This is a genomic window from Xanthocytophaga agilis (assembly GCF_030068605.1).
Classification (GTDB): Bacteria; Bacteroidota; Bacteroidia; order Cytophagales; family 172606-1; genus Xanthocytophaga; species Xanthocytophaga agilis.
The window spans coordinates 349,852-366,136 of record NZ_JASJOU010000003.1; the positions used below are offsets into that span (position 1 = coordinate 349,852).

7 protein-coding genes are annotated in these 16,285 nt (G+C 38.7%); 2 read left to right on the top strand and 5 right to left on the bottom strand.

Annotation, left to right across the window (positions count from 1 at the left end; translation table 11 throughout):
* Positions 1 to 133: 133 nt before the first annotated feature.
* The 4 genes from QNI22_RS11845 to QNI22_RS11860 all read right to left on the bottom strand — a co-directional run bounded on the left by QNI22_RS11845 (position 134) and on the right by QNI22_RS11860 (position 8,254).
* Positions 134 to 2,437: an arylsulfatase gene (locus QNI22_RS11845; protein ID WP_314510842.1), complete on the bottom strand. Its 2,304-nt coding sequence runs from the start codon at positions 2,435 to 2,437 to the stop codon at positions 134 to 136.
* A 192-nt stretch (positions 2,438 to 2,629) separates the two neighbouring features.
* A complete protein-coding gene (locus QNI22_RS11850; protein ID WP_314510843.1) occupies positions 2,630 to 4,198 on the bottom strand; it encodes a RagB/SusD family nutrient uptake outer membrane protein in 1,569 nt (522 codons plus the stop codon).
* 46 nt (positions 4,199 to 4,244) lie between these two features.
* Complete coding sequence (locus QNI22_RS11855) at positions 4,245 to 7,289, bottom strand: SusC/RagA family TonB-linked outer membrane protein (protein ID WP_314510844.1); 3,045 nt, start codon at positions 7,287 to 7,289, stop codon at positions 4,245 to 4,247.
* 32 nt (positions 7,290 to 7,321) lie between these two features.
* Positions 7,322 to 8,254, bottom strand: coding sequence for a hypothetical protein (locus tag QNI22_RS11860; RefSeq protein WP_314510845.1), 933 nt, complete (start codon positions 8,252 to 8,254; stop codon positions 7,322 to 7,324).
* A gap of 787 nt (positions 8,255 to 9,041) precedes the next feature.
* On the opposite strand from QNI22_RS11860, the gene QNI22_RS11865 reads away from it, so the two are divergent.
* Positions 9,042 to 12,005: a M16 family metallopeptidase gene (locus tag QNI22_RS11865; RefSeq protein ID WP_314510846.1), complete on the top strand. Its 2,964-nt coding sequence runs from the start codon at positions 9,042 to 9,044 to the stop codon at positions 12,003 to 12,005.
* A 70-nt stretch (positions 12,006 to 12,075) separates the two neighbouring features.
* On the opposite strand, the gene QNI22_RS11870 is transcribed toward QNI22_RS11865, so the two are convergent.
* The gene (locus tag QNI22_RS11870; RefSeq protein WP_314510847.1) at positions 12,076 to 13,554 is read right to left on the bottom strand and encodes a xylulokinase; all 1,479 of its coding nucleotides are present in this window, start codon (positions 13,552 to 13,554) and stop codon (positions 12,076 to 12,078) included.
* Positions 13,555 to 14,062: 508 nt separating this feature from the next.
* Here QNI22_RS11870 and QNI22_RS11875 point away from each other — a divergent pair.
* Entirely contained in the window at positions 14,063 to 16,066 is a 2,004-nt protein-coding gene (locus QNI22_RS11875) for a GAF domain-containing protein (RefSeq protein ID WP_314510848.1), read from the top strand.
* Positions 16,067 to 16,285: the final 219 nt, after the last annotated feature.

Genomic DNA, 16,285 nt, shown 5'->3' on the forward strand with positions numbered 1-16,285 from the left:
TTAGAGGAACAGCAAAGACCAGGATACTAACCCCAATCTTTTTAAGAAGAATTTGAATGTCTTTTGATGTTATCATGTGTCAGGTAACTGATAATAAATGATTGATAGTAAATATTTTTTTATGAATCTCTCTTTAGTTTGTAGGTTCTACTTTTTGCTCGATGACAATCTTTGATACTATTCCGGTAAAAGGATAAGGTCCCGGATACACTTTGCTGACAGGTGCATTGAGGTCTTTTCCTACACTAATACCTTCAGAAGCTATAGAAGCGAGGTATTTCGTTTTAGAAACTATTGATTGTTCGGCAGCATGCTGATTATTCACAGACAATACAACAGCAGATGTATTTGTAAAGTCTATCCTGATTGTATTTTTGCCAGCTACCAATGGCGTTGTAGAAGTCAGTGTAACTTCTTTGATCCCATCAGTAAGTGTGTAGTGGAGCTTTCCATTCAGAATGTATAAACTTGTTCCTCCCTGCAGCCCTCCATTGGCAAAAATGACTCCTTCTGCATTTTGTTTTGGCAGTTCAATTGCAGATATGATGCTGATACTACCTTTCCCAACAGGTACCCGTGTTTTTGTGGTAGTACCCTGATAGATGACAGTTTTGGCATGAACCTCTGGGGCAACAACACCTTCCTTAAAATTTCGGAGAGGATATACTTTATTTACTTCTGCCTCCCTGTCAAACAAAGCTTTCAGTTCTTCCAGCTTCTGTGGATTACTGGCTGCCAGATCTTTAGTTTCTGTCCAGTCTTCATTCAGATTATAGAGTTCCCAACGATCCTGACTGAAATCAGGAGGATTAAAGTTTATGTCTGTGACCTTTGCTTCGCCAAACATATTGCGGGGATGATATACAGAAGCTTTCCAGCCATCCTTGTAGATAGATCGTCCTCCATGCAGTTCATAATACTGAATGGTATGTCTGGTGACAGCTTTGGCATCGGCAATAGAATAAACCAGACTGATACCCTGAATAGGCCTTTGCTGGTAACCGTTAATAAAATCAGGAATTTTTATGCCTGTCAGTTCTATTGTAGTAGGAAGTATATCTACTACGTGGCTATACTGCGTACGAAGCCCTTTTTCTTTTATACGATTGGGATAATACAGAATTAACGGATTATGACTAGCCCCTTCTGCATTCACATCACTTTTCCAGTAACGAAACGGTGTATTGGTTGCCTGAGACCATCCCAAAGGATAATTAGGAGCCGTATATTCAGTTCCAATCTTATCGTACTGACTTAGTAGAAAACTAATATCTTCACCTTGGGATTTATCGGCAAAGCCGATTGTTCCTGTATAAGTTCCTTCCTTGCTTCCACCATTGTCTCCAATCATTAACACGATTAAGGTGTTGTTCAACAGGTCGTTTTGTCTGAGATAAGATACAATACGCCCAATCTCATAATCAGTGTAGGATAAAAATCCAGCATACACCTCCATAAAACGAGCAAATACTTTCTTCTCATCAGCAGTCAGGGTTTCCCATGCTTTTACCCCCGTCTGACGTGGAGGAAGGACGGCATTCTTAGGTAATAATCCCAGTGATTGCTGCCGTTTAAATACAGCTTCACGATAACTATCCCATCCCTGATCAAATTTACCTTTATACTGGTCCCTCCATTCTTTGGCAACATGATGTGGTGCATGCCCGGCACCTGGAGCGAAGTAGAGGAAAAATGGTTTGTCGGCTTTAACAGATTTTTGTTCTGCAATATATTGAATGGCTTTGTCAGCTATACGGGTTGTAAAATGTTTGCCATCTGTTTCAGGCTCTACTTTGCGAGTATCTTCCCATAAGACAGGATGCCACTGATCAGTCGAGCCACCTAAAAATCCGTAATAATGATCAAAGCCTCTTCCTGTTGGCCAGCGGTTAAATGGTCCTGCCACTGTTGCATCTGATATTGGTGTAAAATGCCATTTGCCCACTGCATAGGTATTGTAGCCGTTTTCACGTAAAATCTCAGCAATAGTAGCTTTTTCAAAAGGCATATACCCATCATACCCTGGAGTCCCAATAGCAGTATTAGGGAATAGACCCATATGTACAGAGTGGGAATTACGCCCTGTTAACAGGGCTGCACGAGTAGGGGAACAAATGGCTGTAGTGTGAAAGTTAGTATATCGAAGGCCATTATTTGCCAGCGAATCCAGGTTTGGCGTGCGGATCAATCCACCAAATGTGCTGACAGCTCCAAAACCCACATCATCCAGAAGTATCCAAACCACATTAGGAGCACCTTCGGGTGCTTTCTTTTTGTCAGGCCACCATTGTTGTGTCTCAACAAGGTTTCTCCCTGTTTTACCTTTATAAGGCTGTACAGGATCATATTGGGCAAAGGTATTGGTACTAAAAGATGCTGTTATAATACCAAACAAGAGTACTATAACATACCTGGAAGCAGGTAGAGAAGCGATCATAGGAATTTCCGGTTTAAGGGTTTAAACGGAAGCTGGTGGCACCTCCTTTGATATATATGGGATTCACAACCTCTATCAACTTGTTTCGAATAAACTGAAGAGGTTTTGATAACCGGGAAAGTAACATTTCTTACTAGGTAGTTTTCCCGGTTATGAATTATAGCTTCTTGTTATGTATATAGTTATATTATTCTATTTCCACAGTTCATTTTGTTCCAGCAACGCATTGTTATCAATTTCTGATTGCGGAATTGGATAAAGCCGATGTTTATCTGTTGCATTTGTCTTTCCTACTTTGTGTAAGTTGGATACAAAAGTGCTGTTTCCAGCTCCATCTTTCTGACGAATCAGATCGAACCAGCGCTGATATTCAAACACTACTTCCAATCGGCGATCCAGATACAAGGAATCACGAAACTGATCCTTAGTTAAGCCTTCTGTCAGATTAGCAAGACCAGCCCTGTTCCGTACTCTGTTCAGAGATTTGTAAGCTTTTGCAGTAGGACCATTAGCTTCATTCTCTGCTTCCGCATGGATCAGCAAAAGCTCTGCATAACGAATGATAGCAACATTAGCTGCAGACTCACTGGTTACAGATGTTGAATTAGGATCCCACATCTTATGATAAAATGGGGTTGAATCATTAGGAACCGCTGTATTTGCAAGAGGTAATGCATATTTTCTTCCATTGGAAGGGCTTGTAAAGTAGGTTACAAACGTTGCATTTCTGCGTTTATCATTGGGTTTATACAACTTATAAATACTGAAATACTTATCATCGCCATTGGTATAATAACGAACCATATGGGCATAGTTGCCCGACAGTCCTGGCACCCCGCTCAGAATAGTACGTGGATTTTCGTTGTTCCCTTGTCCCTGAGCATTAGACTTAAACTGAGCAGAAAAGATATGTTCTTTTCCATTTTTAGTAGCAGGCAAAAAGACATCTGCATAGTTTGCAAACAGATCATAGCCATAATTTCCTGTTCCTCCATCTGTAGCAGATAACACCTCTTCAGCTTTGGCTACAGCATCTGCATAATGTGCTGTTATATTAAGTGGTAGTGATGCTTTAGTGAGATATACTTTAGCCAGCAACGCTTTGGCAGCTCCTTGTGTGGCTCTTCCTACATCCGGAGCTGTATAAGACGCTGGTAGCACTTCAGCGGCTTCTTGCAAATCCCTTTCAATCTGTGCATATACTTCTGTAGATGGTGACTTGGCAATAGCATAATCAGCAGCATTTACATACTTTTGGTATTCAGTAATCAATGGTACATCTCCATACAACCGAACCAGATTGAAGTAATACAAAGCTCTCAAAAATTTAGCTTCACCCAACAAACGGCTCTTCAGCGCAGCATCAAAATCGATTGAAGGAATTTTATCCAGTGCAACGTTTGCTTTCTTTATAGCAGCATAATGTTGTTGCCAGATTTCGTAAATCCTCAGGTTAGTAGATGAATGAGCCAATACCGCCAGCGAACGAACATCCGGATTGGTAGCACCCGGACCTGGATCTTCATCATCTCCTGCCATATTCATTCCAGTGTTAAATAATGTATTATAGGGTGTCTGAATGCTACTTCCACCTGAGTTAAGAAGAAAGTATACAGCATTAATCCCATTAATCGCATCTGCCTGGGTTTTGTAATATTGATCCTCAGAAATCAAGGATTCAGGATCTTCTGACAAAAAATCCTTGCAGGCTCCTGTAATCAATAATAATAGTGTGAGAGTGGTATATATGATAAGTCTCATGAGTCAATTCAATTTTATTTTACATGAATAAGATTATTCAGCCAGATCAAAGTGATAAGGATAGTCCGATCTGATAGGATTTGTTATTAGGATACACTCCAGAATCTACCCCTTTGTTGATCAGGCTTTGTCCATTCAAACTAACCTCCGGATCATAACCTGTATAATTAGTCCATGTAAAGGCATTCTGTGCAGACACATAAATTCTAAGATTCTGAATCTTTGCTTTAGACAATAGAGTCTTAGGCAAAGTGTATCCAAATGAGATATTTTTCAGACGATAATAGGTAGCATCTTCGATAAACCGATCAGAAATAGTAATTGCCGGATCTTGATAAGCAGCTTTTACATCCGTATTGGTATTTGTTGGGGTCCAGCGATCCAGCAACACTGTTGAACCGTTTGTATAACCAGTACCCAACTCCAGATTGGCACGGTTGGCATTGTACAGCTTACCACCAATAGAAGCCTGGAAGAATACAGCCAGATCAAATCCTTTGTAAGAAAATGTATTAGTAAGGCCCGCTACAAAACCAGGCTGATTCGCAATTACAATACGATCTCCCGCCTGTGTAATGGCTCCATCTCCATTGATATCTTTGTATTTCTGCCCACCAGGATTTTTGTTTGCCTGAGGAGTTAGAGCAACATCTCCTTCCTGAATAATACCATCTGTCTTATATACAATGAATGAACCTAAAGGATATCCTACTTTGGCAATAGAAGGAGAAGAAATAACCGGGATAATTTGATTAACACCATCACCCAGACTTAGAATTTTGTTGCTATTTTTAGAGTATATAAATATTGTATTCCATTTCAGATCACCGGTTAGATTCTGAGAATTGATATACAACTCAAAGCCTTTATTAGATACAGCACCAATATTTTGGTAAATAGTTGAAGCCTGTCCGTTATAGAAATCTGATAGACCAGAAGTACCTGGAACCGTACGACTCAATAATAAATCTGTTGTCTTTTTGTAATAATAGTCAGCAGTGATATTAATCCGGTTATTGAACAAACCTAGATCAATCCCAAAGTCCACCTGAAATGTCTTTTCCCATCCTAAGTTTGGATTCGGAACGGTTGCCGGAGCATAACCGGAAACAGTAGTATTTGAGAAGCTATACCGGAAATAGCTAAGTTGAGAAAGTGACTGGTAAGGCGGAATACTTTGATTACCTGTTATCCCTGCGCTACCTCTTACTTTTAAAAGACTAACTTTTGGGAACTGACGCATAAAGCTTTCACTACTCACATTCCATCCCAAAGCAGCAGAAGGGAAATATCCCCATTTGTTTCCTTCACCAAAACGAGATGATCCATCAGCACGTAAGGTAAATGTAGCCAGATATTTTTCATCCAATACATAATTGATACGACCCAGATAAGAAGCCAGTGACCATTTATTAGCAGACGAACGAGGTGTACGGTTAGTAATTCCAGTTCCCAGGTTGTTGTACTCAAATGCATCAGTTGCAAATCCTGCAGCTTCAGCTACAGCGCCTTTGGAATCAGATTGCTGTGCGGTAAAACCTACGATAGCACTAACTCTGTTACGGGTGCCTATTTGTTTATCATAGCTTAATGTGTTCTCGTTCAGCCAGCTTGAAGTAAACATTGTTCCCACTGTAGCCAATCCCTGTAAACTTTGGCCTTCTGCGGTGGAGCTAGGCAAATATCTGTTTTGTTTATTATCAACTACATCAGCCCCAACCAGTACTTTCGCTTTTAGTCCTTCGAGAATAGTATACTCACCAGATAAGCTCCCTAAAAACCGGTTGGTACGTGTTTCATTCAACTGATTATATAGTGAGTTAATTGGGTTCTGTAATGCAGACTCAAATGGACTATTTATTACAAATGTTCCATCATCTTTATAAACAGGTAAGGAAGGCGGAGTTAACAGCAGATTACCCACAATAGCAGCAGGTGCCACCTGAGCCTTTGTATTAGAAGCTGTAATGCTACCAAAGATTCTAAATTTCTTGCTATATTCATGATCCAGATTGATTCTTGCTGATAATCGTGTAAAATCTGTATTCTGCAAAATTCCATCCTGCTTTAGGTAATTACCAGAAACTGCCAGACGAGTTTTCTCTGAGCCAGATAAAATAGATAAGCTATGGCTCTGAATGATAGCTTTCCGAAAAGCTGCTGCCTGCCAATCTGTTCCATCACCCGTAGTATCTAACGAATACCCAATTGTTGAAGGTAATGAAACTGTTTTTCCAGAATTAGCAGCTGCATCCTTCCGCAATGACCACCATTGTCCTGCATTTAATAAAGGAATAGTCCGGATGACTTCTTGTACACCATAATATCCATCATAATTAATAGATGATTTATCTTTCGAGCCTGTTTTTGTGGTAATAATCACAACTCCATTGGCACCACGCGAACCATAAATAGCTGTTGCAGAAGCATCTTTCAATACATCAATAGATTCAATATCGGTTGTATTGATAGAAGAAAGTGGGTTAATTTTTGAACCATCCGTAACGCCTGCGTCGGTAAGAGAGTAATCATTATTGATTGGAAAACCATCAATTACATACAATGGATCACTTCCTGCTGTGATAGAGTTGTTTCCCCGAATTTGCACACTTACCCCACCACCTGGTTGTCCTGATGTCTGCGTTACTATGGCCCCAGCTACAGATCCTTGTAAAAGTCGCTCTACAGAAACTACAGGCTGTGTTTTAATTTCTGTAGGCACAGACGAAATAGAACCTGTAATGTCTTTTCGTTTTTGCTCTCCATAGCCAATGACAACTACCTCATCCAGTATATTGTCTGTTTTCAAATTCACTTCGAGTGCTTCTTCGGAAAGTTCATACACCTCAACATCCTGCGTTTTAAAACCAACCAATGTTACTGTTAGTGTAAAAGGAAATTCTTTTTGCGCTTTTATACTGAACTGGCCATCAGCTGTTGAAACCACATATTCTTTCGTTCCTTTAATTACAACACTGGCACCAGGTAATGGCTGACCACCTTCATCTTTGATGACTCCTTTTATATTTTGGGCAAAAGCGGTCCCTATCGCTAGCATAAGGAATGCTACGACTAGTAGATGTTTTTTCATGAAATCGTATTTAGGTATGTTAAATAGAGGGGTTAGTTGAGACCTAGTTGTTGAAGGTGATCTTTTTCCTGCTGAAAACGTTTGGCATCTGGTTTCAGAAACCCAAACTCATGTAGGTTATCCTGTCCATGCTCAAACACCCATTTCAGGAATTTTACAGCTTCAGGATTTGTATTGTTTTTCAGGACAGACAGGTGGATATACTCAATCGGAACATTTTTTAATTCAGCTGCTTCCAGTTTTTGTAACACAATATCCAGATTGTCATAGAATTTCTCATCAGCACTCACACGTTTGTTACCATCGATATCTACTGGCAATACAGTTATGCCATCAATTGGTTTGCGGGTCTGAAGATTGAAAAGTAAACCTGGCGTACTATAAGAAACTCCTGTTGAGTCTTTTAATAAAGCCTTTACCAGATGCTCATCTGCACCAGCGATAGCTTTACCTTTGATGTTTGCTTGTTCAAATCCAAAGTAGCGGGCAAACGTAACAGGAGCTCCTGCTTTTTGCAAACGAGTATAGATCGTATAAGGTATCTCTACCTTTTTCTCATTCTTTTTGTCTGCATAAATATCATTAAAATAAAACTGTTTGATTAATTCAGTGGTTAGGCCCTTGTCTGAATAGTTTTTTGCAAAAGCAGAACTTGCATTGGCAAATGGTAGTAATGCATATCGCGCAATATAAACATATTCCCGACTCTCTTTGACAGATGCTTCGGGTTCATAGGCTTCAATTAACACATCATATTGGGAAGGGTCTGTAGTTGTTCTCGCCTCTATTATAATTTGTGAACTGGGATTAGTCTGCTGATATTGCTTGATCCACTTTTCAACTAATGGATAAGCAAAACGAACTCCTGTGATCACAACTTTATTTTTAGCGGCGTCCTGCGCGATGACGATTTGTCCTAAAAAAAACAGGACAAAAATGATAGAGAAAACTTTAGAGGATTTCATAATTTTGTATCAGTTGGCGGCTATGGAAAGCACCTATCTTCTAAAGAATTCCACCAAAACTCGATTTAGAAGACAAAGTGCTTCCTCTAGCCATATAAGCGGTATATGGAACAGGTAATTTTTCTGACACAGGGCCAGACGAAGAAGGCTAAACGATATGTCAGGAAAAGAATAGTACTCCTGATTAGATTACAAACAGGTACAACAGCAACAAGGTATCTGGAAAAATACTGTCAAACTCCCGGATAAGAATTGCGCATGACGTGAATCCTTTTTCATAACCATTATATTAAAATTTTATCATCCAATTAATTATTGGCTGGTTTGGGAACCTACTCTGATAAAATCAATTTGGTGGGAATTGATTTGTCTAGTAATTCTATAGACAAATATTACATATGAATTTTATATTTCCAAATTATAAATCCATTTTTGTTAAAAAACTTCTATAATCATATCTATTCTCCTTTTTGTTAAATAAAAACACATTGTTGATTGTCTTTTACCTTTGGCACCCAATAAATAACACTATTTAGAAGTCAAAAAAACTAGTCTAAAAATAGAGTTGAACTTACCTACCTTTCATCAACTTTCTTTTCATTAAAGAAGAAAATTCACTTTTTTTTGTATTCAATAAGCCGAAATAACTCTCTGGAACATCTCAAAGGCATATTTTAGGAATAAGTGGTAAACTGATAGTGTAAACATTGGTTTAATTATAAAAATACAGTTTCACTTATATATATTTGAAAACAATACTTTATCTTTTACTTAAAACCACTTTATTATGAAGAAACGCCATATTCTGGCAGGATTATTCTGCTTACTGGTAACTACACCACCTATATTCGGCCAATCAAAACTCATCGAGAAAGTCAGTAAAAAACCAGGTGAGATTGTAATCCCATATGAAAAATATGTATTACCAAATGGTTTAACACTTGTTGTACACGAAGATCACTCAGATCCGATTGTGCATGTAGATGTTACCTACCATGTAGGTTCGGCACGTGAGGAGATTGGGAAGTCAGGCTTTGCACACTTTTTTGAACACATGATGTTTCAGGGATCTGACCATGTGGCAGATGAAGAACACTTTAAAGTGGTAACAGAATCAGGTGGTACCTTGAATGGAACAACCAACCGGGATCGCACCAACTACTTTGAAACCCTTCCCAGCAATAAACTCGAAACAGCCTTATGGTTGGAAGCAGATCGGATGGGTTTTCTGTTGGATGCAGTCACTCAGAAAAAATTCGAGATTCAGCGGGCTACTGTAAAAAATGAAAGGGGCCAAAATTACGATAACCGTCCTTATGGACTTACGTATGAATATACATCTAAAGCATTGTATCCTTATGGCCATCCTTATTCATGGCTTACCATCGGATATGTAGAGGACTTAGATCGTGTAAATGTAAACGACCTTAAAAACTTCTTTCTACGCTGGTATGGCCCTAACAATGCTACTGTGACAGTTGGAGGCGATGTAACTACTAAGGATGTTGTTAAACTGGTTGAAAAGTACTTTGGTTCTATTCCTCGTGGCCCAGAAGTAAAAAACCTCAAATTACCTATTCCAGCATTGACCCAGGACAGATATACGTCTTATGAAGACAACTATATCAAATTACCAATGTTACGAATGATTTTCCCAGTTCCCGCAAGATACAGCACAGAAGAAGCATCATTGGATTGTCTGGCTGAAATTTTGGGACAGGGTAAAAATTCTATTTTCTATAAAAACTTTGAAAAAGCACAGAAAGCAGTTCAAAGCTCAGCTGTAAACTCAGCCAGTGAGCTATCAGGTGAGTTTACACTCACAGTTATCCCCTATCCTAATCAAACGCTGCAGGATATGGAGAAAACCATACGAGAATCATTGGCAGAATTTGAAAAGCGCGGTGTAACAGATGATGATATTGCCCGCTTTATTGCTAAAAATGAATCACAAACAATTAATGGTCTTAACAGTGTATCAGGAAAAGTTTCACAACTGGCATCCTATCAAACATTTAAAGGAAATCCCAATTACATTGGAGTAGAATTAAAAAATTACCGGTCTGTAACAAAAGAATCTGTAATACAGGCATATAACAAATATATTAAAGGGAAAGCAGCTGTAATATTGAGTGCTTATCCTAAAGGCAAAGCGGATATCGTAGCAGCTGTCGATAATTACACTATCTCAAAAGAAGGATACAAAGCACCTGATTATGGATACACAGGCCTTACCTATAAAAAAGCCAAAGACACATTTGATCGTGGCCAAAAGCCAGGTTCAGGAGCTAACCCTATTGTAAAGGTTCCCCCTGTATGGCAAAAACAACTAAACAATGGTTTAAAGATTATTGGAACACAGAATGACGAAATCCCAACAGTAACATTACTGTTCAATATCAAAGGAGGACATCAGCTTTCAGCTAATAATCTTTCCAAAGCCGGGGTTGCTTCTCTTACTGCTTCTATGCTCAATGAAGATACTGAGAAGTATACATCAGAAGAAATTGCCAGTGAACTGGATAAACTGGGAAGTTTTATTTCTTTTGGAGCGGGCGAAGAAGGTACTACTATCTATGTTGAAACATTAAAGAAAAACCTTGATAAGACATTAGCCTTACTTCAGGAAAAACTCTATCATCCTAAATTCAACCAGGATGACTTTGATCGCTTAAAAAAACAACAATTGGAGAGTATCAAAGTACAATCAACCCAACCGCAGGCAGTAGCAAATGATGTGTATAATAAAACCTTATATGGATCAAAACACATCAAAGCAATTCCTGTATATGGAACTGCTGAAACAGTAGGTACCATCACATTAGAGGATGTAAAAGATTTCTATAAAGCTAACTTCTCACCATCAGTTACCAATCTGGTAGTAGTTGGGGATATTAACCAGGCAGAAGTTGAGCCCAAACTGGCATTTTTGAATCAGTGGGAAGCCAAAGAGGTGAAGTTGCCGACTCTGACCAAAGCTGCGCCTATTGAAAAAACAAAGCTTTTCCTGGTAGATATTCCGAAAGCAGCACAATCGGAAATCCGTGTTGGATATGTAACAGATCTTACTTATAATCCAACAGGTGATTTTTACAAAGCTACTTTGATGAACTATCCCTTAGGAGGTGCATTTAACAGCCGTGTCAATCTGAATCTGCGTGAAGATAAAGGATGGACATATGGTGCACGGACCTCTTTTGATTCTGATGAAAATGGAGGGAGATTTACATTTAGCTCTGGTGTTAAAGCAGCAGCTTCTGACAGTGCAGTAGCAGAAGTAATGAAAGAAATTACCAACTATTCAAATACTGGAATCACAGAAAGTGAATTAACATTCTTAAAAAGCTCTATCGGACAACGCGATGCATTACAATATGAGACAGGAATTCAGAAAGCACGTTTCCTGAATCGAATCGTACAATATAATTTAAAGCCATCGTATGTAGAAGAGCAAAGCAAAATATTGGCAGGTATCAATCAATCAGATATCAATGCGTTGGCAAAACAGTATGTCAATCCTGCTAAGATGAATATACTGGTGGTTGGCGATAAAGAACGTATTAAAACCGGACTGGAAAAACTAGGATATGAAGTAGTTGAACTTGATACTAAAGGTGAAGTAGTAAAACCTGCTGCAGAGTCTCAACTGAGTGCACCTGCAGCCTCTGAAACTTCAGGTAATCCTGAAAAAGAATCTTCTGCCCCTAAGGGGAAGAAAGAGAAAAAAGACAAGAAGACTACCAATAAATAATAGGTTCTTACAAACAAAAAGGCTCTCTGACATCAATATCAGAGAGCTTTTTGTTTTTCTCTCTTTAGTATTAGTGCAACATACGTTCCAAAGCTTTCAACCATTGGAGATATGCCTGTTCATAGGCATCTTTTAAAGCAACATTGGGCTCTATAATACGGGTAGTTTTCAGACTCTGACAAGCCTCTCTATAACTCTTGTAAATCCCAGCGCCTACTCCCGCAGCCCGTGCAGCCCCTTGGGCTCCATCTGTATTGTATAGTTCAACAACAGCACCAGTAATGGTAGAGAAAGCTTCTCCAAACAGAGGACTTAAGAACATATTTGCATCTCCAGCCCGAACAATACGAGGTTCTACGCCCAGTGTTTTCATTACATCTACACCATAATTCAAAGCAAATACAATTCCTTCCTGAGCAGAACGCAACAAATGAGCCTGTGTATGATTATTAAAGTTAAGATTCTGTACAGAAGCTCCTACCAGTTTATTCTCCAGTACACGTTCAGCTCCATTTCCAAATGGTAATGTTACTAATCCATCACTACCTACGGGAACGGAAGCTGCCAATTGATTGATCTGATCATAGGTAAGTCCACTGGCAGTATTTTTACGCAACCAGCTATTTAAGATACCTGTTCCATTTATACAAAGTAGTGTCCCATATCTGGGTAGTTGTAGAGTATGATTTACATGTAAGAAAGAGTTCACACGAGAGGCAGAATCATACTCCTTTAGATCTGTAATTCCATAGACTACTCCGGACGTACCCGCTGTGGCAGCTACTTCTCCCGGTTCCAGTACGTTTAGTGAAAATGCATTGTTAGGTTGATCTCCTGCTCTATATGAAACAGGAATTCCAACTGTAAAACCCAACTCGTCAGCTATTTTTGATGTCACATATCCCTGAGGTGCAAAAGTTGGAACAATTGTGGGGATCAGACTGGGTGAAATGCCATATAGATCAAGCAACAGATCTGCAGGTCTTTCGTTTTGGAAATCCCACAAGATTCCTTCTGATAAACCAGAAGCAGTGGTAGTTGCTTCACCTGTCAGACATAGTGCCAGATAATCTCCCGGGAGCATAAATTTGTGTATTCGCTCATATATCTGAGGCTCATTTTGCTGCACCCAACGCAACTTGGAAGCTGTAAAGTTACCAGGAGAATTGAATAAATGGGTTAATGCATTCTCTTTGCCTAATTGAGCAAAAGCAGTATCTCCAATCTCAACAGCCCGGCTGTCACACCAGATAATGGATGGTCTCAGAACTTCATAATTTTTATCAACTGCTACCAGTCCATGCATCTGATAGGAAATCCCAATGGCTTTTACATCTTTCAGATTAGCTTTCTGAGCCAATTGTCGGGTAGCATCTTTGGCATTTTCCCACCACATAGCAGGCTCTTGTTCTGCCCAACCCGGCTTATGGGCAATCATAGGCATCTCTGCAGAAGGTGCAGAAGCCGCAGCAACCAGTTTTCCTGTTTCAATATCTATGATAGACGCCTTAATAAAAGAACTCCCAATATCGTAACCTAGCAGGTACATGTGTGTAATGAAGTTTAAGTTTAAAATTTATCTATTGTCAATTTTTTAGTAATAATCATAGTAAAACTCCTGATAATCTTACAATAGGACTGTAACTTGTCTGTATGACACTTTTTCAATACATCACTCTTCTCTACTGTTCATATTAAAAAGAATTATACATCCATAACTAATATTGTAAAAATAACAGCCTTACAGGGGTATCAGAGGCTTTTCTAATCAGATTGCTGCGAGATTTTTTAAAGCTATCAGAATCAGTCAAAAAATAGGGTTTCTGACAAGAATAAAGAATCTTACATCTGTGCCATAATCTATTTTTAACGAAATCTTATTCACATCTGCCATTCTATATTTGCTTATACGAAATTTAAGAGCAACTATTCATATTTTTTCTTCCCGAGTTATGCTACTGCATTTTATACGAAAACATGGCGTTATCCTATCCATCGCTTTTGTGGCGACTTTATTGCTATGTTCAGCACTATTGTTTTTCCGCAACCGCCAAATAATGTCAAAAAATATTGTTCTCCAAGAACAATCCTATAAATCATCAGAATTTTTCAATGAATTTATTTCAAGTGGCCTGTACAATCTGGATAAAGAGATACTTACGTTTGCCTTTACCAAAGAAGACTATCATTTACAACGATTAGAAACTGATATTGCCACTAGTCAATCGGCCTATACTAATCTGGTAAATGCTCTTACTACACAGCAGAAGAGTCTTCCATATTATTCATCCAGTATTGAATCTTTGCTTGCTTTGGCAGAAATAACTCGTGATTCAGTAACAGCTTATCAGGAATTCAGCAAAACGATTATTGCACAAGCCCGAATTGACAGTATACAGGAAGTCACTTCAATGCTTCAATCCAGTAGTAACATTAAATCTGAGAATATTGGCAAACGTCTGGAAGCACACTTGAAAGCATTTGAAAACACAATACTTAAAGAGACTCAACGAGAATATGACAAAGCGACACTACAGAACACATGGATTCAGATCTTTTCTATTCTTTTGGGATTGCCTGCATTATTCTGGATAGCCAACTACTTTAAAAAGGAAGAGGTAAGACGCAAGCAGATTTTAAAGGACTGGAGTGAAAGCAACCGAAAATATCTTTTTGATCCTGGCACAAAGACAAATGAATATACGGTTGAACTAATTGAAACAACAATCACCAATCTGAGAAAGGCAACCAGCTTTGTTAAAAATGTTACACAAGGTTCAGGAAATGTGGAGTGGGAAGGCTTAACAGAGGAAAACAAGAATCTGAATGAAGAGAATCTGGTTGGCGAATTGTTAAGAATGCAACAGCATATGAAAACTGTGAAAGAAAACGATGAAAAACGTAACTGGACTAATGAAGGATTGAATCACCTGAATACTATTCTTCGTAGAGAAAGTGATTTAATCATCTTATCTGATCGTATTCTGGCAGAACTAATCAAATACATTGGTGCCAATCAAGGTGTATTATTTATGGTTAATGATAGTGATGAACATAATCCCTATCTGGATTTAAAGGCTGCCTATGCGTTTAATCGCAAAAAATATTTGTCCAAACAGATTCGTCAGGGAGAAGGTCTGGCAGGTCAGGCATGGCAGGAGGCAGAAACTATTTATTTAAAGGAGATTCCACAAAATTATGTTCGGATCACATCAGGTCTGGGTGATGCCAACCCAAACAATATTCTCGTTGTACCTTTAAAACATGAACAGATAGTATATGGCATTCTGGAATTGGCCTCATTTAAACTTTTTCAATCTCATGAAATTTATTTTGTAGAGCGAATTGCCGAAAATATTGCCGTTTCCTTCGCTGCAGCCAAAGCTACCGAAAATACAGCTAAATTACTGGATGAAAGTAAAGAGATGGCAGAACAAATGCGTGCGCAGGAGGAAGAAATGCGTCAGAGTATGGAAGAACTGGTAGCTACTCAGGAAGAACTACAACGTAACCAACAAGAAACCAATAATCTTTTGCAAGGCATTAACTCTACGTTTGGTATGATAGAGTATGATACCAATGGAACAATCATTAATGCCAATGAAAACTTCCTGCAATTAATGGATTATTCACTGGAAGATATTAAAGGAAAACCTCATCGGATATTTATGCCAGAAAACTCGTCGGCTAAAGAGGAATATGAGTCTTTTTGGCATAAATTACGGTTAGGTCAAATCCAGTCTGGTAAATTTAAACGAATAGCCAAAAATCAATCTGAAGTGTGGCTGCATGCATCGTATGTGCCTTTAAGAAACAAATCAGAGCAGATATATAAGGTGATCAAACTGGCAACAGACATTACTGCAGAACATAGACTTCAGTTGGAAAATACAGAACGTATGGAAATGATAGAAGTATATGAGCAGGAAATGCGCAATACCTTAGAAGAAATGTCTGCCAAACATGAAGAAATGGTTGACAAAGAAAGACGATACCTCGAACAAATTACGTTACTGGAAACCGAAAATGAAAAACTAAGAAACGGTCTGACAACCGCATAGTATATTTCAATCCATTCTATGAAGAGGTTGATTCATACAAGCTTACCTATTGATTTATAAAGTACAACTTACGAGCAGCATTAAAAAGTTTGGTTTGAAACAAACCAATTGAGATACTATCTGATTGAGCAACCAACAGATTATCTTGTTTCATCTATCACATAGTTTTATGTGACACCACAACTGTTGTTTAAATAGCCTGGGATAGCCAGGTAATAA